Annotated in this window: 17 protein-coding genes and 1 pseudogene; 9 read left to right on the top strand and 9 right to left on the bottom strand. The window is 67.9% G+C overall.

Annotated elements, in window-relative coordinates; translation table 11 throughout:
- Positions 1-206 precede the first annotated feature (206 nt).
- Positions 207-1001 (top strand): MBL fold metallo-hydrolase, encoded by a 795-nt coding sequence (locus ACFPJ1_RS35320; protein ID WP_380110646.1) that lies wholly within the window; start codon positions 207-209, stop codon positions 999-1001.
- Positions 1002-1129: 128 nt separating this feature from the next.
- Here the strand turns inward: ACFPJ1_RS35320 and ACFPJ1_RS35315 are convergent, their stop codons facing one another.
- The 3 genes from ACFPJ1_RS35315 to ACFPJ1_RS35305 are packed head-to-tail and all read right to left on the bottom strand — an operon-like array spanning position 1130 to position 4410.
- Entirely contained in the window at positions 1130-2512 is a 1383-nt protein-coding gene (locus ACFPJ1_RS35315; protein WP_380110645.1) for an ABC transporter substrate-binding protein, read from the bottom strand.
- A 10-nt stretch (positions 2513-2522) separates the two neighbouring features.
- Positions 2523-3479 (bottom strand): carbohydrate ABC transporter permease, encoded by a 957-nt coding sequence (locus tag ACFPJ1_RS35310; protein WP_380110644.1) that lies wholly within the window; start codon positions 3477-3479, stop codon positions 2523-2525.
- Between the two features lie 10 nt (positions 3480-3489).
- Entirely contained in the window at positions 3490-4410 is a 921-nt protein-coding gene (locus ACFPJ1_RS35305; RefSeq protein ID WP_380110643.1) for a carbohydrate ABC transporter permease, read from the bottom strand.
- 207 nt (positions 4411-4617) lie between these two features.
- Between ACFPJ1_RS35305 and ACFPJ1_RS35300 the strand changes: the two genes are divergently transcribed.
- Entirely contained in the window at positions 4618-5778 is a 1161-nt protein-coding gene (locus tag ACFPJ1_RS35300; protein ID WP_380110642.1) for an ROK family protein, read from the top strand.
- Positions 5779-5863: 85 nt separating this feature from the next.
- Here the strand turns inward: ACFPJ1_RS35300 and ACFPJ1_RS35295 are convergent, their stop codons facing one another.
- Together ACFPJ1_RS35295 and ACFPJ1_RS35290 are read right to left on the bottom strand one after the other, a co-directional pair.
- Positions 5864-7282, bottom strand: a complete 1419-nt coding sequence (locus ACFPJ1_RS35295; RefSeq protein ID WP_380110641.1) for an FAD-binding oxidoreductase — start codon at positions 7280-7282, stop codon at positions 5864-5866.
- Between the two features lie 107 nt (positions 7283-7389).
- The gene (locus ACFPJ1_RS35290) at positions 7390-10578 is read right to left on the bottom strand and encodes a BTAD domain-containing putative transcriptional regulator (RefSeq protein WP_380110640.1); all 3189 of its coding nucleotides are present in this window, start codon (positions 10576-10578) and stop codon (positions 7390-7392) included.
- Between the two features lie 160 nt (positions 10579-10738).
- Here ACFPJ1_RS35290 and ACFPJ1_RS35285 point away from each other — a divergent pair, with 160 nt between their 5' ends.
- Positions 10739-11635 carry a class I SAM-dependent methyltransferase gene (locus tag ACFPJ1_RS35285; RefSeq protein WP_380110639.1) on the top strand — a complete coding sequence of 299 codons (897 nt, stop codon included), beginning with the start codon at positions 10739-10741 and terminating at the stop codon, positions 11633-11635.
- 75 nt (positions 11636-11710) lie between these two features.
- Here ACFPJ1_RS35285 and ACFPJ1_RS35280 read toward each other — a convergent pair whose 3' ends face one another.
- Complete coding sequence (locus tag ACFPJ1_RS35280) at positions 11711-11983, bottom strand: GlsB/YeaQ/YmgE family stress response membrane protein (protein ID WP_132288099.1); 273 nt, start codon at positions 11981-11983, stop codon at positions 11711-11713.
- A gap of 301 nt (positions 11984-12284) precedes the next feature.
- On the opposite strand from ACFPJ1_RS35280, the gene htpX reads away from it, so the two are divergent.
- The 5 genes and pseudogenes from htpX to ACFPJ1_RS35255 all read left to right on the top strand — a co-directional run bounded on the left by htpX (position 12285) and on the right by ACFPJ1_RS35255 (position 16335).
- On the top strand, positions 12285-13181 hold the full coding sequence (gene htpX / locus ACFPJ1_RS35275) for a zinc metalloprotease HtpX (protein ID WP_380110638.1): 897 nt from the start codon (positions 12285-12287) through the stop codon (positions 13179-13181).
- 2 nt (positions 13182-13183) lie between these two features.
- Positions 13184-13747, top strand: a complete 564-nt coding sequence (gene pspAB / locus ACFPJ1_RS35270; RefSeq protein ID WP_380110637.1) for a PspA-associated protein PspAB — start codon at positions 13184-13186, stop codon at positions 13745-13747.
- A gap of 22 nt (positions 13748-13769) precedes the next feature.
- Positions 13770-15410, top strand: a complete 1641-nt coding sequence (locus ACFPJ1_RS35265) for a helix-turn-helix transcriptional regulator (RefSeq protein WP_380110636.1) — start codon at positions 13770-13772, stop codon at positions 15408-15410.
- 236 nt (positions 15411-15646) lie between these two features.
- Positions 15647-15739 (top strand): annotated as a pseudogene (locus ACFPJ1_RS35260) (hypothetical protein); the annotation flags it as partial.
- 194 nt (positions 15740-15933) lie between these two features.
- Positions 15934-16335, top strand: coding sequence for an NAD(P)/FAD-dependent oxidoreductase (locus ACFPJ1_RS35255; protein ID WP_380110677.1), 402 nt, complete (start codon positions 15934-15936; stop codon positions 16333-16335).
- A gap of 185 nt (positions 16336-16520) precedes the next feature.
- Here the strand turns inward: ACFPJ1_RS35255 and ACFPJ1_RS35250 are convergent, their stop codons facing one another.
- From ACFPJ1_RS35250 to ACFPJ1_RS35240, 3 genes are all read right to left on the bottom strand, one after another.
- Positions 16521-16964: a nitroreductase/quinone reductase family protein gene (locus ACFPJ1_RS35250; RefSeq protein WP_380110635.1), complete on the bottom strand. Its 444-nt coding sequence runs from the start codon at positions 16962-16964 to the stop codon at positions 16521-16523.
- 113 nt (positions 16965-17077) lie between these two features.
- Positions 17078-18100: a DUF4331 family protein gene (locus tag ACFPJ1_RS35245; RefSeq protein WP_380110634.1), complete on the bottom strand. Its 1023-nt coding sequence runs from the start codon at positions 18098-18100 to the stop codon at positions 17078-17080.
- Positions 18101-18420: 320 nt separating this feature from the next.
- Positions 18421-19677: an MFS transporter gene (locus ACFPJ1_RS35240; RefSeq protein WP_380110633.1), complete on the bottom strand. Its 1257-nt coding sequence runs from the start codon at positions 19675-19677 to the stop codon at positions 18421-18423.
- A gap of 56 nt (positions 19678-19733) precedes the next feature.
- Between ACFPJ1_RS35240 and ACFPJ1_RS35235 the strand changes: the two genes are divergently transcribed.
- Positions 19734-20693, top strand: coding sequence for an ArsR/SmtB family transcription factor (locus tag ACFPJ1_RS35235; RefSeq protein WP_380110632.1), 960 nt, complete (start codon positions 19734-19736; stop codon positions 20691-20693).
- Positions 20694-20729: the final 36 nt, after the last annotated feature.

The raw sequence follows: 20729 nt of genomic DNA, 5'->3' as shown, positions 1-20729 counted from the left end.
GACCAGCTTCGGTACCAGGTGTTCGACGCCGCCGTCCGGGTAGACCAGGTCCAGGGTGTGGGCGGCGCGCAGCGTGGCCAGGCCGTGCAGGTTGGTCCACAGGGCGATGGTCCGCTCGCGGGCGTCCTGCGGCGAGGCTGGATCACCACCAATTGGGCTGATCGTCAGGTAGGAAGGGGGTCTGACGATCAGCTCGAGGAGTTTCGATGCAACTCGGTGCGATGCAGGTGCACGCGATCAGCGACGGCACGTTCAGCGTGCACCCGAAGTACTTCGGTGCGGAGGTGCCGGATGACGCGCGCCCGGAATTCTTCGCGCGGGACGACAAGGCCTGGCTGCCGATCGGGTGCTTCCTGATCCGGTCGGACGACCGGGTGATCCTGGTCGACGCGGGCCTCGGTCCGGACCAGGACGATCTGCCGTACGGCATGCGGCTGGTCGGCGGGCAGCTCTTCGTGGGACTGGGCGGGCTCGGGGTCGGCGCCGGCGACATCACCGACGTCGTCATCACGCACTTCCACACCGACCACGTCGGCTGGCTGTTCGACCTCGCGGCCGAACCCGTCTTCCCGAACGCGATGATCTGGTACGGCGCCGCCGACTGGGACTACTTCGTCAACGGCCCGGGCGACATCCGCCTGCACATCCGCGACGGCTTCCTCACCAACGCCCCGCGCCAGCGCCCGCTGACGCACGACACCACCGTCGCGCCGGGCATCGACGCCATACTCACGCCGGGCCACACCCCAGGCCACCTCAGCGTCTCCCTCACCTCGGGCCCCGCCCGCCTCCTCCTGCTCGGCGACGCCATCACCTGCCCCATCCAACTGGCCGAACCCACCTGGCACTCCTTCGGCGACGTCAATCCCACCCTCGCCCACCAGACCCGCCACCGCCTCTGGTCCACCCTCCAAAACACCCCCGGCCTGGGTGCCCACTTCCCCACCCTCACCCCCGGCCAGGTAACCCCCACTCCCAGCCCTCATTGGACAACCGGCTAGGAGTGCGCCGGGTCGGTTGACGGTGATCCCAGTGGCGGCTGCCCTGCACCGCCACTAGGAGTCTGGTCTAAACCCTTGCCCGGGCGGCGCTCTCCCTCCAACGAGCCGCCCGGGCGTCACGGGTGCACCTATTGGGCGACTTTGAAGAGGTCGTTCAGTTGGCTGTTCAGTTTGGTGAGTGAGCTGACCGGTTCGCTGCCGATGTAGATCGCGTCGAAGCGGGGTGCCATCAGGGCCGCGATGTCGGCGGCGTTCGTCGTCACCGGGAAGAGGAACGTCGTCTTGTCCTTCACCTGCTGCGTGAACGGCGTGACGTCGAGCTTGCGTTCGTTCTTGTTGTAGGCGATGGCCAGGTCGGTACCGGTCGGGCGGGCCGGGAAGACGACGCCGGACTGGCCGATGATGTTCTGGCACTCCTCACCGGACAGGAACTTCACCCACTTCGCAGCGCTCTCGGGCTGCTTCGACAAGGTGGTGACGGAGTCGGCGAGACCGTTGAACATCGACGCCCGCTTGCCGCCCGGACCGATCGGGGTCGGCGCGAGCCCGATCTCGAGTTTCTTGCCGGCGGCATCGGTGAGCTTGGTGAAGGTCGAGATCATCCACGAGCCGCTGAGCCCCATCGCGGCCGTGCCGGACTGGATCTGCTTGTCCGTGCCGATCGCGTTGGCGCCACCGATCTCCTCGTAGCTGGCCATGTACCCCTTCTGCACGAGCCCGAAGTACCAGCTCAACGTGTCCTGCAGTTCGGGCTGGTCCAGGTTGAACTGGGTGCCCCAGGGGTTCTTGTCCGTGGCCTCCCAGCCCGCGCTGCCGGTGAACGCCGACCACTGGGTCTGACCCCAACCGCCGCCGCCCGAGCCTTCGGACGCCAGCCCGTGCGTCTTGACGCTGCTCTTGTCGAAGCCCGGCTCGTCACCGCGAACGCCCTTGGTGTCGATGGTGAGGTGCGCGACGAGTTTCTCGAAGGTGCCGCCGTCCTGGGCGTTCCAGGTCAGGCTCTGCAGGTCGGCGGGATCAACGCCCGCTGCCTTCAGGGCGGCAACGTCGTAGAACATGGCGATCGTGTCCCAGTCCTTCGGAGCGCCGTACCGCTTGCCGTCCTGGCCCTTCCACAGCTCGGCCAGGCCCTCCTGGTAGTCGCCGTCCTTGATGTCGCTGGTCGGCGCGAGGTCGTCGAGCGGCCGGAGCACCTTGAGATCGACGTACTGCGCGAACTTCGACAGGTGATCGGTGAAGACGTCGGGTGCCGTGTCCGCGATGAACCCGGCCGTGAGCTTGCTCCAGTAGGCGTCCCACCCGTACTGCGAGATGTGGATCTTCAGGTCGGGGTTCTGCTTCTCGAAGGCGTCCGCGCACTTCTGGTACCCCGGCTGCTGCGCGGAGTCCCACAGCCAGTACTCGATCGTCCCGTTCGCGCTGCCACCACTCGTACCGCCACAGGCGGCCAGGGCGGTGACGGTCACCAGGGCGACGGCCGCGGTACGGATCCTTTGCCGGAAGGTGATCATCGGTGCCTCCTCACTTGATCCCGCTGAAGCCGATGGAGTTGACGATGCGCTTCGCGAAGAGCATGAACAGCAGCAGCATCGGAATAGCGGCGACCAGGGTGGCCGCCATCAGGCCGGCCCAGTCCGGGCCGGTCTGCGGGGTCTGCGACTTGAACACCCCGAGCGCGACGGTGAGGACGCGAGACCTGTCGGTGTAGCTGACCATCAGCGCCCAGAAGTACTCGTTCCAGGCGGCGATGTAGGTGAGGATCGCCAGCGTCGTGATCGGCGCCACCGACATCGGCAGGATCAGCCGGAAGAACACCCGGACCTTGGAGGCGCCGTCCATCAGCGCGGCCTCCTCCACCTCGCGGGAGATGCCGAGGAAGAACTGGCGCAGGAAGAACACCGCGAACGGCGTCATGAACATCGTCGGCAGTGAGATCCCGAGCAGCGTGTCCACCAGGCCGAGCTGCTTGATCAGCACGAAGTTCGGCAGCAGCGTGAAGATCGCCGGAATCATCAGACCGCCGAGGAAGAAGGCGAAGACCTTCTCCCGGTGTTTCCACTGCAACCGCGCGAACGCGTACGCCGCCATCGCGGAGAAGAACACCTGGCCGACGGTGATGAGGGTGGCGACGACGACCGAGTTGAACAGGTAGCGCCAGAAGTTGATCGCCTGTCCGGCGCCACCGGCATCGATGGCCTCCTGCCCGGTCTGCAGGCCGAAGACCCGCTCGAACCCGCCGGCCGAGGGTTGCACCGGCAGCAGGCTGTCGGACCCGGCGTACAGGGCGTTGTTGCTGGAGAGCGCGGTACGAAGCATCCAGTAGAAGGGGAACAGGCTGACGAGGATCACCAGGATCATGAAGGTCCACGCCAGCGCGCGGCCGAAGTTGAAGCTCCGGCGCTCGGGCGGCGGCGCATCCCGCCGTACTGCGACGTCGGGCGCGACGGTGGCTACTGTCGCAGTGGTGTCGGTGGTCATGGTCGCCTCCTCAGGCCAGGTCGGACGACTCGGCCCGGCTGAGCCGGTACTGGACGAAGGTGATGATCACCAGGACGACGAGCAGCGCCACCGACATGGCCGACGCGTAGCCGAACTGGAAGCGGCTGAACGCGACCTCGTAGATGTAGTACTGCAGGACCCGGGAGGAGTCGACGGGTCCGCCGCGGGTCGCGATCGCGACGGTGTCGAAGACCTGGAACGAGCCGACCACGGTGATGATGAGGACGAGCGAGAGGATCGGCCGCAGCAGCGGGACAGTGATGCTGCGGAACATGCGTACTTCGCTCGCCCCGTCGATCCGCCCGGCCTCGTAGACGGTCTCCGGGATCATCTGGAGACCCGCGAAGATCAGCAGCGCGGTGTAGCCCACGTGCCGCCAGACGTTGATGAACGCGATCGTCGGGATCACCCAGGCTTCGGAGGACAGGAACGGGATCCGTTCCAGGCCGAGTCCGGCGATGATGTTGTTCGCGATGCCCAGCTGGTAGTCGAGAATCCAGAGGAAGACCATCGCGGCCACCACGTTCGAGACGAGGAACGGCGTGAGCACGATGCCGCGCAGCCAGGTCCGCTGGGTCAGCCGCTGCATCATCACGGCGATCACCAGGGCCAGGACGGTCTGGAATCCGATGTTGAGGATGACGTAGTAGAGCGTCACCTTCATCGCGTTCCAGAACACCGGGTCCTGGACCATCCGGATGTAGTTGTCCAGGCCGTTGAACTCCGGTGGAGTCAGCAGGTTGAACTTGGTGAAGCTGAGATAGATCCCGCGCAGCGTCGGCCAGACCAGGAAGACCAGGAAGCCGATGGTGGCCGGAAGGATGAACAGCAGGGCGAGTCGGGTGTCGTCGTGTGGACCGTTGCGGGCGCGGCGGAATCTCGCCGGCCGCGCGGGGATCGTGGTGGCCATCGTGGCTCCTTCACCGGGGAGTGCTGCCTGACAGCAGGTGCCGGTCGCTCACGACGGGGTCCAGTCGGAGTGGGACGGCGGGTGGTCCGAAACGTGGGTTGCTCCGAACCTCAGGTATTTACAGTCAGATTGAAAATAATGCATGCTGGCGAGTGTGACAAGGGTCACGCACGTATCCTTTGGCAGGTGGTAGTGGCGAGCACGTCCGTGAGGAGGGGAACCGGGGGAGAACTGTCCGCCGGCGAGCTCGCCGTGACCCGGCAACTGCTCATCCACGGACCAGCCACCCGCGGTGACCTGGGAGACCGGCTCAATCTGTCCTACGCGTCGATGTCCCGGCTGGCTCGCTCGCTGATCGGCGGGGGCATCGCCTCGGAGGATCTGGAGCCGCCATCCGCCGTCGGCCGGCCGCGGCAGATCCTGGCCGCCATACCCGGTGCTCGCCATGTCGTGGGGTGCAAGCTCACCTCGGACACGGCGTACGCCGTCGTGTGCGACATGTTCGGCGAGGTGAGCGCCACCGCGAGGGCGGCGCTACCGGCGGCGGTGGACGGCGTCGTACCGGTCGAGGCGACGGCCAAGGTCGTCGCGCAGCTCGCGACCAAGCTCGGCCGGAAGGTTCCCTCGCTCGACGGGATCGGGGTGACGGTCGGTGGGGTGGTGGTCGACCGGACCGTGGTGCAGGAGGGGACATTCCTCGGTTGGCGCGACGTCGACCTCGGTACGCCGTTGCGCGAGCGGACCGGGCTGCCGGTGATCGTCGCGAACGACGTGGCTGCGTTGGCTCGCGAGCAACTGTGGTTCGGCGCGGGACGGACTCACTCGACCTTCGGGATCATCACCGTCGGCGCCGGGCTGGGTTTCGGCGTCGTGCGTGAAGGTGTCGCCGTCGAGCAACTCATCGACAACGGCCACCTGCTGGCGCATGCTCCCATCGACACCCGCGGCCCTCGCTGCAGCCTCGGCCACCCTGGTTGCGTCGCCGCCTACTTGAACCGCGAAGACGTCGTGGCACAGGCCTCCGCCGCCGCAGGCCATCCAGTCACCTTCGACGACCTGGTCCGCGCTCGCGCCTCGGGCGATCCGGCGGCCACTGAGCGGCTGAACGCCGCGGCCCGGGCCTTGGGCCACCTGATCGTCACCTTCGCCGGCGCCCTGCAGACCACCTGCATCGTCCTGGCCGGCGAAGACCTGGCCGCCTTCACCGACTCGGCCCCCCTCAAGGAGGTCATCGACGACCGCCTCCGCCCAGGCCCCAACGAGTCCCAGCGCTGCACCCTGGACATCGTCACCACCCCGCTGACCTTCACCGATTGGGCCCGCGGCGCCGCCGTCACCGGCATCCAGAACGCCCTCGGCGCGCATTGACCTTCAACGCTGGACGCCGGGCCGGCTCCCCCCGAGCGGGAGCCGTCCCGGCGTCATAGTTCCTACGGCTGTTGGACCTTCAGGGTCAGTGACCAGGCGCGGCCGACGGGGTGATGTTCTGGTTGAGCCGGAACAGGTTGGTCGGATCGTAGCGGTCCTTCACCGCTACCAGCCGGGCGTAGGTGGACGACGGGTAGGACGCTCGTACGCTTTCCTCGCTTCCCTCCCCGGTGAAGTTCACGTACGACGCCGCGTCCGGTCCGAGCCCGGCGGATGCCGAGCGGGCCCACTGGGCGACCTCGTCGAAGCCGTTCCCATCGGGTGTCCGAGCCACGGCGTTGAGGATGAACTCGTGGTCGCGAGTGCCGAACGCCGTTGCGTCAGCCGGTACGCGGCCCATCGCGCCGCCGAGGTGGTGGACATGGAGCTCGGACACGCCGTTCGGCACCTGGTTGTGTGACGAGACGAGCGCGTCGACGGTCGATTCACCGAGCTCGGTGAAGAACGCCGACCGGAAGTAGTTCCACATGCCCCGCGGGAAGAGCGGATCGAGCAGCGTCTGCATCGCGTTGTACGGCATCGGACCGAACAGATCGGCAACCACCGGCGCCAACGTGCGGAACGGCCGCGTGGCCTCGTCACCGTCCTCGGTCTGCCCCGACCACATGCCCAGTACTGCGACGATCGGCTTCCCGTGCACTTCTTCCGGGAGGAAGGGCAACGGTGGCGCGGTGGTCAGGTTGACCGCCAGCGACAGCTCGTCGGGTGCGTTGGCTGCCGCCTCGCCGAAGCCACGCAGCACGCGGGCCGCATCGTCGCCGGGGTAGAAGACCAGGCCGGCGAAGACGGTGGGACCGACCTCGTGCGCCTGGAACTCGAACGACGTGACGACGCCGAAGTTGCCGCCACCGCCGCGCAGAGCCCAGAGAAGCTCCGGGTTCTCGTCCTCGCTGGCGTGCAGGTACTGCCCGTCCGCGGTGACGATGTCGGCTCCGACGAGGTTGTCGCAGGCGAGCCCGCACCGACGGACAAGCCAGCCGATTCCGCCACCGAGGGTGAAGCCGGCGACACCCGTCGTCGACACCAGGCCACCGGTGACAGCGAGCCCGAACGCCTGCGCCTCGGCGTCGACATCTCCCCAGACACAGCCGCCTTGCGCCACGATGCGCTGACGGTTCGGGTCGACCCGGACCGCGTTCATCGGCGACAGGTCGATCACCAGGCCGCCGTCGACCGTCGAGAAGCCGGGGATGCTGTGGCCGCCGCCCCGTACGGCCAGCGAAAGGCCTTCGCTGCGGGCGAATTCGACCGCCCGGACTACGTCGGCAACTCCGTGGCATCGCACCACGAGAGCCGGCTTCTTGTCATGCGCGGCGTTCCAGATCGACCGGGCTTCGTCGTACGAAGGGTCGGTCGGGCGGATCAACTCACCACGCAGTCCTTCGGCGAACTCGCCGAGCGTGGCCTCCCCCAGAGTGTCCTGCCGCGTTTCCGTCGTTGTCATTGCCTACTCCTACTCGTCGTACCCCCAAGGCGTTTCCTTGACCAGCACGACGCTAGGAAGGCGGCCTTCGCAGCGGCTTAGCGCGACTTAGCCGGTCGTGAGCGCCATCAAGGTTGGAGCTGCAGGGCGGCTGCTCGCGCCGTACCGATGCGGCAGCCGAGCCGGGCGAAGATCTCGGCCGCCGTACGCCCGTGCCTGACCAGTACTTCGTGGTCGCCGTCGTCGCGGGCGAGTTCGGCGGCCAGGAGCAGCGCCCAGGCCTCGAGCCGGACATATCCCTGCGGGTGGAACGCTTCCACCGCTTGCTCGGCAAGCGCACGGGCGGCATGACGCTGGCCGGCGAAGAGCTCGACGATGACGAGATCCAGCAGCGCCCCCGCCACCGCGGGTACGTCGTCGACCGCCTCGCCGCGGTCGAGGGCGATGCGGGTGAACCGTCGTCCCTCGCCAGGATCGCCGGCGGCCGCGGACAGCAGCCCGAGGTTGGCGAGGGTCAGGTTCTCGCCGCGACGATCTCCCAGTTGCTTGCGGATCCGCAGGGCCTCGCGCAGATGCTTCTCGGCCGGTTCGAACAGGCCCCGGTCGCGCTCGATGCACCCCAGATGGTTGAGTGCGTGGCCGAGCCCCACGGTGTCGTCGATGCCGGCGAACCCGTCGACGGAGCGGCGTACGGCCTCGAGGGCACTGTCGAGGTCTCCCGTGAGCCGATGTACGTCAGCGGATGCCGACAAGGCGTAGCCGTGCGCTTGTACTGCGCTGACGCGCCGGCCGAGCAGGAAGGTCTCCTCGAACACCGGAACCAACGTTCCATCCACTGGCATGAGCGGCAGGCAGATCGTCACGGCTGGGAAGAAGGGGACAGCAGCCGCGTCGATCAAACTCAACCGGCGAAGACATTCGTCGAACCGTTGCTGTGCCGGTTCCACATCTTCGCGGAACAACGAGACCATGGCGGCAAGCCCTTGGGCGGCAGCGGCCACCGGCGCCGCTCCGAGCGAGTCCGCATCGGCAATCGCTCCCGTGGCGGTCCGCTCGACCTCGTCGAGGTCTGTGCTGCTCAGCAGCAGGGTGCCGCGAAGTACCCGGGCGGCCACGACGTCGGAGGGGTCATCGGACTGCTCGGCGACAGCGACGCCCTCGTCTCCCAGGCCCGGGAGCCTCTCGCTCAAACCACTCCTCGCGTCCAGGGTCGCCAGCGCGAACACTGCTCGAGCCCGCGACCGTGAGGGCTTGACGGCCACCTCGAGAATGCGTTCGAGCCAGTCCGCTCCTTCGACGAAATGCCCTCGCGCCAGCCAGTACTGCGAAAGGCTCACTCCGAGCACCAACGCCTGGTCGGGGTCGTTCCGCAGCGCCCAGCCGAGGGCGGCGCGGAGGTTGTCGTGGTCGACGTCGAGCAGTTGCGGGCGTTCGAAGACGACGCTGACCCGCTCGGGATCCTGGTCGAGCGCGAGCTCCAGGAAATGCGCGCAGTGTGCGGCCTCCAGTGACTCCGCCTCTCCTGCTGCGACGAGTCGCTCCCGGGCGAACTGCCGGATGGTCTCCAGCAGGCGATAGCGCGAGCGGGGACCATCGTGGTCGACCAGTAAGAGGGACTTGTCGACCAGCCGGCCAAGGCAGTCCAGCACGTCCGGGCCGGGAACCCGCTCGTCCGCGCAGACCTGCTCGGCTGAGGGAAGCGAGAAGCTGCCGGAGAAGACCGCGAGGCGGCGCAACAGCACCTTCTCATCGTCGGAGAGCAAGGCGTGACTCCACTCGAGCGCGGCCCGCAGCGTCGCGTGCCGGGTGAGCTCGCCGCGCCGACCGAGCAGGGGAAGCGCCTCGCTCAGTCGCTCGGCGATCTCCGCCGACTCGAGGTGCGACATACGGGCCGCCGCCAGTTCCAGGGCGAGTGGAATGCCGTCGAGGCGACGGCAGATCTCCACGACGGACGCCGCATTGTCCAGGTCGAGGACGAAGCCGGGCCGCACGTCCTGCGCGCGGTCGACGAAGAGCCGTACCGAGGAGTGAGCCACGAGCCGGTCCGGGTCGCCGGCTTCCTCGGGCTCCGGCAGTTCGAGGGACGGCACCCGGAAGGTCACCTCACCCGGAACATGCAGAGGTTCACGGCTCGTCGCGAGCACGGTGACGCCGGGACAGTTGCGCCGTACGGCGTTGGCGAGTGCGGCACAGGCGGCGAGGAGGTGCTCGCAGCTGTCGAGCACGAGCAGGAGGTTGCGGGTTGTCAGGCGGGTGACCAGCGTTCGCAATGGGTCGGAGCCCGCGCCTGGATCCAGCCCAAGCGCGGCCGCGACGGTGTCGGCGACGAGGTGCGGGTCGGCCACAGGTACCAGGTCCGCGATCCAGACTCCGTCGGGGTAGGCGGGGAGCAACCTGCGAGCCGCCTCCTCGGCGAGCCGCGTCTTGCCAGCGCCGCCGACGCCTGTCAGGGTGACCAGCCCGCCTCGTTCCAGGAGGCGATGGACGTCGCTGATCTCCCGCTCCCGTCCGACGAAGCTGGTCAGCGCGGGGACGAGGTTGTGCCGTAATGGTTGCGTGGGCTCCTCGACCTCGATGCTGTCGGTGAGCAGGTCGTGGTAGACGCGTTGCGTCTCGGGGTCCGGGTCGGTGCCGTACGTCGCGACCAGATCGCCGCGCAGGCGCTCGTACAGGGCCAGGGCTTCCGATCGCCGGCCCATCGCCGCATGGCGGCGCATCAGGCTTCTGACCGCGCGCTCGTGCAGGGGGTCGATCGTCAGCGCGCGCTGCAGCGCTTCGAGCGCCTCGATCTCGTGCCCGGCGTTTGCTTGAGTGGCTGTGTCGGCGAGGTCGACGAGGAGGTCGCAGAAGGCGTGGCGAAGCTCCTCGCGCGGCTGGGTCGCCCAGTCTTCGAAGCGATCCTCGGGGAGCAGGTCGCCCATGTAGGCAGCCACCGCGGCACGGAGATCGGCGAGGTCTCCGGTGGCCCGTCCGTGCGCCGCCAGTTGCACGAAGCGTCGTACGTCGACGTCGACCACACCGTCGGCGGACAGCGCGACGACGTCGTCACGCAGTTCCAGCAACCCGCCGGTCGGCCCGTCGCCCGCGAGCACCCGGCGGGCGACATGCAGCGCCTGATGGAGGTTGTTGACGGCCGACATCGGAGTACGGTCCGGCCACAGCGCGTCGAGGAGGACGTCACGGTGCAAGCGCTGGTCACGCTGCAGTGCCAGCAGTTTGACGAGCGTGCGCGCCTTTCGCAGTCGCCACGCCCGGGCATCGACGGGCCGGCCGTCGTGATCGACGCCGAACCCACCGAGTAGCCGAATCTGCACCATCGAAATCCCCCTGTGGAAGAGTGACACATCGCGCCAGTCTCGGGCGGACCTTTTTCGGCGAGAGGTGCTCCGGGGCGGGGTGCCGCGGTGGGCATAATGACGCGCACTACAGTCGCGGTCTCGCCCTCGTCGGGGTGAGACGAGAGAGCGGGTTTTGTTGATGAGCGATGGACCGGGGTCGGCCAGGGTCGCCTGCATCATGTGTGCGACGAGCGGGCCGTTCCGCCCTCGCGCGGCGAAGGACGGCTACGGGATCGAGGAGTGTCCTGAGTGTGGGCTGGTGCAGCTCGTGCCCACCCCGACTCCCGAGACCTTGCGCGCCCTCTATGAAGAGGAGTCGTACTTCGGCGGAGATGGCGGCTCCGGCTACTCGCAGTACGAGAGTCAGGAGACCGAGTACCTGGCCACGTTCCGCGAGGATGTGCGGCGGATCGCCGAGTTCGTGCCGCAGGGGAGGATCCTCGAGGTCGGCTGCGGGTACGGGTACTTCCTCAAATGCGCGCTCGACGCCGGCTATGACGCCTACGGGATCGACCTCTCACCGGCCGCCGTCGAACGAGCCGCCCAGTTGTACCCCGGCCGCGTGTTCCAGGGGCTGCTCGAGGAGGCGCCCGAGATCGAGGGGCAGACCTTCGACGTCATCTTCGCCTCGCATCTGATCGAGCACATCACCGACCCGGCCGCCTTCCTTCGCACCGCGGCCCGTTTCCTCCGCCCAGGCGGCCTTGTCGTGATGGTCACCCCCAACATCAAGAGCCTCCTGGCCCGCGTCTCCGGCCGCCGCTGGGTCTCCTTCAAGATCCCCGAACACGTCAGCTACTACGACCCTCAAACCATCACCGACCTGCTGTCCCGCACCGGCTTCACGGTCCGCGCCGTCGACCCGGCGTACCAGTACTACGCCGTCCCGTTCGTCACCTCCCGAGTCCGCGAACTCCTCCACCCCGTGTCCCGCTTGGTGCCCCCGGTCGAACGCCTCTCGCTTCTCCGCGAGCGTCGCATCCGGGTCACCAGCGGATCCATGCGCGTCCTGGCGGCCCGCAACGCCGAGGCCTGAGTCTCGCGAGACCCCGAACGAAAGCTGGGCCGGTCGTCTGTGCGACCGGCCCAGCTTGTGTTTCGCGTCGTGCGTTCAGACCCGCCTGGACGTGTTCCTGCCGGTCAGAGTGGATGCGGCGACGACCAGAACGGCCGCGACCAGGATGGCGACGAGCCAGCGCACCCAGTCGATACCGGCGCTGCCGTTGCCCCCGAACGCGGTGTAGATGAACCATCCGATGATCACACCGCCGATGCCGCACAGGATCGTGAGCCAGATCGGGATGTTGTCCTTGTTGCCCGGAGCGACGAACTTGCCGAGCAGTCCGATGATGATGCCCGCGACGATTACACCGATGATCTCCATGTCCCTGTCTTCCTTGTACCTCAGCTGTGCGGCGCTGTGCCTCACAGCACAGCGAGGTACCCATGCCGCGAAACCGACAAACGGGTTGCCCGGGCTGCCGCCTGGGTGGCGGTAACTACTGGTCGGCGTATCGCTTCGAGGAGCGACCTGGACAGGCTTCGTCCTGCTCCTGGCGTCCCCGCTCCTCCTGTAGCGGACCGCGCCGCCAAGGCGAGGCGAGCAACGTTCTCGACCTCCCCTTGGACCCGCGTGGAAGGCTGGACTACGCCTATCAGAGAGCCGTAGATCCAGGGGTGAGCCGATGAGAACCCGCTTCAAGCCCGACCGTGGCCTGACCGGCCGGATGCTGGTCACTACCTTCCTGCTCGGGCTGCTCTATGTCGTCTTCGTCGCCTTGCTCATTGCCCTGACGAAGAGCGCGCTGGTGGCTGTCGTCATCGCCGGCGCGCTGCTGTTCTCGCAGTACTGGTTCTCCGACCGGATCGCGCTTTACGCGATGCACGGCCGCATCGTCACTCCGGAGGAAGCCCCGGAGCTGCACGGCGTGGTCGACCGGCTGTGCGCCCTTGCCGACATGCCCAAACCCACGGTGGCCATCGCCGACGTCGACATGCCCAACGCCTTCGCCACCGGGCGCAGCCCCAACAAGGCGGTCTTGTGCGTGACTACCGGGATCTTGCGTCGGCTGGACCCCAACGAGCTGGAGGGAGTGCTCGCGCACGAGCTGTCCCATATCGCGCATCGTGACGTTGCCGTGATGACCATCGCCTCCTTCCTCGGCGTACTCGCGGGGCTGACCACTCGCATCGGCCTCTGGGGTGGCTTCGGCCGGAGCCGCGACCAGAACGCCACGGTGGTGGTGCTGACCGTCGTGCTCGTGTCCGCGGTCGTCTATGCGCTCTCCTTCTTTCTCACCCGAGCGCTGTCCCGCTACCGGGAACTCTCCGCGGATCGCGCCGCGGCCATCCTGACCGGCCACCCCTCCGCGCTGGCCTCGGCGCTGACCAAGGTCAGTGGCGAGATCGCCCGTATCCCGTCCCGCGACCTGCGGCAGGCTGCGGCGTTCAACGCGTTCTACTTCGCCCCCGCGATCGCGCCGGGCCTCACCCTCTCCTCGCTGTTCGCCACCCACCCGCCGCTGGAGCGGCGTCTCGACCAGCTGGCCGGCATCGCCCGGGAGCTCGGGGAGCAGGGGTAGAGATGGGCCTCCTGGACATCCTGTTCGGCCGGACCAAACCCGTCCCCCCGAATCTCGACCAGCTCTTCGGACTGCCGGCCGCCGCGATCACCCTGCAGACCTCCACCGGGTACCGGCCGACCGGAACCGGCTCGGTGTGTTTCAAGGCCGCCGAGGGCGGCGGATTCGCCGCCCTGCGCGAGGAGGTCGACAGACTGCTCGCCCTGGATGACGGCAAGTACACCAGCCAGACCGACGCCTATGGCTACACGTGGCTGATCCGCCAGGTCGCGGACGACGACCTGGCGGGCCTGGCCACCGATCTGCACGGGGTGAACAGCGCCCTCGTCGACGCCGGCTTCGGGCCCGCGCTGCTCTGCACCCTGGTCGCCTTCACCGACGGCACCCACCCACTCGGGCTCGTCTACCTCTACAAGCAGGGCACCTGGTACCCCTTCGCCCCCACCGGCCCGAACCGCCGCGACAACACCGTCGAACTTCAGATCAGATCGACCCTCGAAACTGACCTGCGGATCGAGCCCGACCTCACCCGCTGGTTCCCGCTGTACGGCGCCCCCGGCCTGTGACCGAAGCTGGCAAACTGGGGCCATGCGTCCAGCCGCAGCACCACCGTCCGCCGGCGAGGCATTGTCACGGCACGCATGGGGGGACGCGTTCGCGATCCTGTCCGAAAGCGATCGGCACCAGCCGCTCGCTCCCGATGACCTGGAGCGGTTCGCGCTTGCCGCACACATGATCGGCAAGGATCCGGAGAGCGACGACCTGTTGACGCGAGCTCATCATGCGTGGCTGAGCGGCGGCGATGTGCCGCGGGCCGTCAGGTGTGCGTTCTGGCTGGGCGTCAACCTCGTGGTCAGTGGCCAGTCGGCGCGGAGCGCTGGCTGGTTGGCAAGAGGACGACGTCTGCTTCATGCCCAGCAACAGAGCCGCGTCGAGGCGGGGTACTTGCTTGCGCTGGAAGGGCTGCAGAGGTATCTCGCGGGGGACGCCGCTGATGCCAAGGCTGCCTCGGAAGAGGCGTTGACGTTCGCCACGCGGTTCAGGGACCACGACCTGCAGACCTTCGCCATGGTCACCGTAGGCGAGAGCCTGATCCGGCTCGGTGAGGCAGGCGAAGGTATCCGGCTCCTCGACGAGTCGATGATCGCGGTGACGGCGGGCGAGGTTTCACCGATCGTGTCCGGGCTCGCGTACTGCGCCGTGATTGCGGCCTGCCATGAAATCTTCGATCTGCGCCGGGCCCGCGAGTGGACCGCCGAGCTGTCGCGGTGGTGTGCAGCGCAGCAGGAGCAGGTGCCGCCATACCGTGGCGTGTGCCTGGCCCACCGCGTCGAGATCATGCGGATGCAAGGCGACTGGGCGGATGCTGTGGACGAGGCGAACCTGGCCTGCCAATGGCTGGGCTCGTTGCCGGTCGTCAGGTCAGCCGATGCCGCCTATTACCAGCTCGCTGAGCTGCACCGGTTGCGCGGGGAGTACAGCGAGGCGGAGCAGGCATACCGTAAGGCCAGCGGGTTTGGTCACACCGCGCAGCCGGGACTTGCGCTGCTGCTCCTGGCCGCCGGAGACACCGGTGCAGCCGAACGCGCGATCCGCACCGCACTCGACGGAGCCCGCGACCAGGGGTCGCGGTGCAGGATTCTGCCGGCATTTGTCGAGGTGATGTTAGCGGCGGGCTCGATCGAGGTCGCTCGGACTGCGGCGATGGAACTGGCCGCGGTCGCCGAGAGGCTGCATGCCCCGTTGCTGATCGCCATCAGCGAACACCTGACGGGGGCAGTGCTCTTGGCCGCGGGTGAAGCGCGCAGCGCCCAGGCGGCGCTCGGCCATGCGGTGGCGACGTTCCGCGACCTCGATGCGCCGTACGACGCCGCCCGCGCCCGTCTGCTGATCGGGCTGGCCTGCAGGGAGACGGGCGACGAGGTCACCGCGAGGCTGGAAATCGAGGCCGCCAAGTCGCTCTTCCGGGAGCTGGGGGCGGCACCGGACCTACTTCGCGCTGAGGAGTTGGCGCTCGAGGCCACGACCAGGACAGCGAGCCTGCTCACGGCCCGCGAGCTCGAGGTGCTGCGGCATGTCGCGGTAGGGAAGTCGAACCGGGCGGTCGCAGACGACCTGTTCCTGAGCGAGAAGACCGTTGCCCGTCACATCAGCAAGATCTTCATCAAGCTCGGCGTCACCTCACGTTCGGCGGCCACTGCGTACGCCCATCAGCACAAGCTGGTCTGACACCTGCGAAGAATTACCCACGTCCAGCTCGGGACATTCTGCCGACGCGGCGAACCCGGTCCGCTGTCTAGCGTTCACCGTACGAGTCACCAATCGATACGGACAGGCGGGAACGCGATGAACAGCACCAATGCGACCATCCCTTCAGCGCTGACTGATCGCGAGGTGACCTCGTGACGGACCAGGTCTACGACGCAATCGTCGTCGGGGCACGGTGCGCGGGCGCGCCAACCGCGATGCTCCTGGCCCGCCTCGGCTACCGGGTGCTGGTGGTCGATCGCGCGACGTTCCCGAGCGACACGATCTCCACGCATCTCATCCACCCGCCCGGCCTTGCCGCTCTGGACAGCTGGGGGCTGCTCTCCGAAGTGGTCGCGAGCGGCTGTCCGGCGATCGACACCTACTCCTTCGATTTCGGAGCCGTCACCATCGAGGGATCACCCGCAGGCGCCGGATTCCGAGTCTCGTACGCGCCACGCCGTACGGTCCTGGACAAGATCCTCATCGACGCGGACTCATTGGAATGGCGGTCCCCAACTTCTTCCGCAAACCGTACGGGCCCGGCTGGGCACTGGTCGGCGACGCCGGCTATCTCAAGGACTTCATCACCGCCCAGGGCATCCAAGACGCCTTCCGGGACGCAGAACTGTGCGTGCAGGCGCTCGACCAGACCTTCACTGGCAGCCGGACGTACGACGCGGCCATGAAGGAGTACCAGGACAATAGGGACGCTCAGGTCATGCCGATGTACGAGTTCACCGCCCAGCTCGCCGCGCTGGAGCCACCGCCCCCGGAGATGCAGCAACTGCTCGGTGCGGTGTCGCGAAGTCCTTCGGCCATGGGCGGCTTCGCGAGGGTGGCGGCGGGGGTCACTTCGCCTGCGGACTTCTTCTCGAGCCCAAGCCTGGTAGGGCCCATCCCTTAGCGTCCCAAGTGATCTACAAACCGCTATCCAGAGATTCTTGACGCCGGGGGGCTGAAAGAGTGAGCGAGTACGTCGAGCTGTCCATGAAGCGGAATCGTGGCTGGCCGTGGCCGGAGAAGTCGTGGGGCCTGATCCGACGTAGCCGCGGGCCAGTGGCCATCCCCTCCCCCCGGGCCCTGGCGGATTCAGTGGCCCGGGTCGAGATCGATCCGGATCGTCAGCGGGTCGGTGCTCATCGCGTACGAGGCGCTCAGACAAAGCCGCCGCCAGCCGTCGATCCGGCCGAGCTCCCGCCGCCGCGCGTCAGGATCGTCGCCGTCCAGGATGTGGGCGATCCCGGTTCTCCAGCCGGTCCGAGACCCGGTGCGGACCCGGACCCGGGGATCACGTGCCAGATTGCGGACGTAGTCGCTCCGCCGCCCGTGCTGCGCGATCACCCAGACCGTCGTACCGACCAGTCCGTCGCAGATCGGCGTACGGTGCGGTCGTCCGGTGTGTCGGCCGATCGTCTCCAGCTGTGCGTCACCCGGCGGCGCGAGTCCCAGGGACCAGGCCAACCGCACCGGCGGATTGACGACGTACTGCTGCAGCAGCCGCACCGCGCGGTACTTCCGATCTGATCCGTTCATCTCCGACTCCCGACAGGTCCCGGGTCCACCCGCAGGTGTGACTTCGGGCTCCCGTGCTCGATCGCCATCGACCAGGGGCGCGATGCCGTTATGGGTCCGAGATCCGCGGTGGGTCACGCTGGAAGAACGTAAGGGAAGTTGCTGTCCCGCAGATGCTCGGATACGGACGGCTTCAGCCCTGACGGTACTGCGGTGTTGGTGACGAGGGACAGCATTGCCTCGGGTGCGTTGTCGGCCTGCGTCCTGCCGTTGAAGGCGGCGAATCCGTAGGTCGCGGGCGTGCCAACCACGTAGGGCATGACGTCGGGGAACAGCCGCCGGGCCACGGTCTGGCCGTAGCCCTGGGGGTCATCGGAGGTCCCGCTGGCCGCCACGACGGCGGAGATCTGCTCGCCGATGTACTGGCCCATGGCGTTGAAGTCTTCGGACGGGTGCAGGGTGTTGGCGGGGTCGGAGAAGTCGGTGTCGTTGGGCCAGAAGATCGGCCACATCATGGGATGCCCAAAGCGGTTGATCTGCCGCCAGCCGCCCGCGTCGGTGGCAAGTTTGGTGGCGCACCACACGCTGGTGCGGGCGCCGGGTCGCAGCTGCGGGTGCTGGTGGGAGACTTCGAGGACGATGGAGTCGACGTGGGTGTTGGCGAAGCTGTTCTTCGCGTTCTCCGGCCGCCATGCCGACAGGTCAGGGGCGGTCCCGTTTGCCACCGCCCCGTTGACAATGGTGAGCAGCGACAGGTCGATGTAGAACGCGTCGCCGATGCGTCCGGCCCAGATCCGGGTGCCGCCCCCGCTGGCCGCCTCGCCGGTCTGGCCCTCCAGCACGAGTTCGCCATCTGCGGAGTCCTCGCGCGCCTGGTCGCCGGTGAGCGCGTGCAGCTGCAGGGCCTGTCGCCCGTCCGAGTCGGCTTCACCGAACGAGACCCGGTAGGTGAGGGCTTCGAAGTCCGCTCCGTCGAAGTGCACCTTGAACTCATAGCGCGCCTCCGGATGGAACCCAGGCTCGGAGTGCAGGCCGTTGACGTTGGAGTTGACGTCCATGATGAACACCGTGTTGCCCTCGCTGTCGAAGACATACAGATCATCGATGTAGAGCTGGCCGGTCTGACTTGCGAGCGGGGTGTCGAGGTGATGGGACATGCCGAGTTCCTCCTAGTTTGGACCACAGGCGCGCCGCTGAGCGCCGGTAGCCCCACTCTGCTCCGTCCTTCTTGCAGCCGCCAGATCGGTGCGAGCGGGTGCCGGGTCTGGGGTCGGCGTAGCCGATCGCATGCGACGCGACCGCAGGGCCTAGACGTGGCGACCGAGAGCGGGACAATCGGCAGCCGAGGAGACGGCAGCGCGCCTTAGAGCGCTGGAACACAGTGGCAATCGGTGAGCGATTGTCTGGGTTCTGTCGGTGTGGTCCTGAGTTCGATCGCCGTACGTCGCAGGCACAGCTGATCATCGGGTCACTTGCATTAAGTGCAGGCGGGAGTGGTGCCGACGGGCGTGTCGCGCTGATCCCTGCGTGTGGCGGCGTGGTTCGCGACGACCGCGGTTGCGGTGCCGGTGGCCGCGAAGAGTGTGCCGAGCGCGATCCAACCTGGCGTGCCGTGGTCGATCGCGGTTGTGGTGACGACGGCGGGGCCGAGCATCAGGGCGAGTGCGTTGCCGGTTTGGCTGAGGCCTTGGTAGGCGCCGGCGCGAGTGGGGTCGGCGAGTTCGAAGGCCATGCCCCAGCCTCCTGCTTCGCCTTGCGTCTCGGCTGCGGAGGAGGCGAGGGCGGCGAGGAACAGGACGGCGATTGCTGCCGCGGCGCCGAGATGGCCTGCTAAGGCGAAGAGCAGGCAGGCGGTGAGCAGGAGCAGGCCCGCTCGGCGTACTGACCGCCCAGCGGTGCGCAAATTCTGTGTGCCGCGGGAGGCACGGACTTGGAAGAGCGCTACGTAGGCGGTGTTGACGAGCAGGAGCGCGGATACGGCGATGGTCGGGGCATCGGTGTGGTCTGCCACCCACAGCGGGATCCCGACCGTTGTCAGCCCGAAGTGGATCGCGAGTACGGCGTTGAGGACTGTCGAGGCGACGTACGTGCGATCCCGTAGGGGGGAGCGTCCGCGTGACGCCTCGGCGCTACCGGAGGCGTCCATCCGTGCAGCCAGCCCGGCGACCCTGCGGCGCAGGCCAATCAGTGGGACCGTGCCGAGGATCGTGAACGCGCCGACGAGTACCACCGTCAGGCGGTATGCCTTTGTGGTGTCGGCCATCAGAGCCAGTCCCGCGAGCAGGGTGCCGATGCCGATAAGGACGTTCATCACCACCCGCAGCCGGGCGCGGACAGCGACCCGCTCCGGGCCGACGTACCAACGGGCGAGCATCGTCATCTGGGCGGTGCTCTGCAGGCCGCGGGTGGCGGAGACGCAAGCCGCGACCAGGACGAAGCTGACGACGTTGCCGGCGAGGGCGTACGCCAGGAGCGAGGCTCCGTTCGCGGCCAGCGCCCACTGCTGGAGCCGATCGGCACCCCATCGGTCGCTCAGTCGCCCACCGGCGTACGACGCCAGGACGCCGACCCCTCCGGCGAGGGTAAGACCGATCCCGACGACGGCGGGAGACAGGCCGACTCCGCGGGTGAAGTACAGGGCGCTGACGGCGAAGAACATTCCACGGGACAGCGACATCGCGGCCACGGCGGAGGCGAGTGCGCGCTCGAGGGGATCGCGGAGGAGTTCAGGCACCTGACAGTTGTGGCATCCGGAGGTCTTCCGGTACCAGCGATGTAGCGTATTGCTTCATGATCGAGTACGAGCTCGCGGGCAACGACCTCGGCGAAGTGCGTTTCGCGATCTCGCCGCTGAACGAGTTGGTCCTCTCCCTGCGGACCCTGCGCGACCCCGGCCGATTCCCGCTTCAACTGCCCTGGCTGCGGGCCACCGGGCCGGCGCGTGCCGGGCTCGACCTGGAACTGCTCGGCGCGTTGACGAACGAGTCGCTGTGGACGCCGGACTTCCTCACTCCGCGGCCTTACACACCGCTTGGCAGGATCGACGACGAGTTGGCGGCGCTCACGGGCACACCGGCCGGCGTCGTACGCGCGGATCTGGCGGAGATCCATCCGGCCATGCTCCCGCCGGTACTTCGGGGTCGGCCGGACAAGGTGCTCGACCGTGTGCTGGCAGCGCTGCGGGACTACTGGGAGGCCTGTTTCGAGCCGTACTGGGCGCGTATGCGGACAGTGCTCGAGGCCGACGTCGTCTACCGCGGCCGGGTCATGGCGCAAGCCGGCCTCGCGGCGATGTTCGCAGGAATCGACCCACATGTACGCCTCGACGACACCGTCCTCCGGGTACGTCTGCGCAGCGACTACTCCTACCGCACCTCGACCGCCGGTCGCGGCCTGACGCTCACTCCCTCGCTCTTCAGCCGGCGCGGATCGGTGCCGATCTCTCCCGAGGAGCCGCCGCACATCTTGTACCCGGCACGCGGTCTCGGAACGCTGTGGGAGACCAAGACGACCACGCCGCCGACCGCCCTAGTGGGCCTCGTCGGCCGTGTCCGTGCCCAGCTGCTGAGGCTGCTCGAGACGCCGACGTCGTCGACCGAGCTCGCCGTGCGCCTCGACGTCACGCCGAGCGCGGTCAACCAGCACCTGCGCGCACTGCGCGCGGCCGGCCTGCTCATCTCGGCTCGGCACGGCCGCTCAATCCTCTACCGCCGCTCGGACCTCGGCGACCGGGTCCTCCGCGGGGCGTAGATCATGTTTCGGCACGCCTGGCCGGTCGCTGATGCA

The organism is Kribbella qitaiheensis, from assembly GCF_042657745.1.
In the GTDB taxonomy this organism is placed as follows: Bacteria; Actinomycetota; Actinomycetes; order Propionibacteriales; family Kribbellaceae; genus Kribbella; species Kribbella qitaiheensis.
This window is presented reverse-complemented; position numbering and strand designations above follow the sequence as displayed.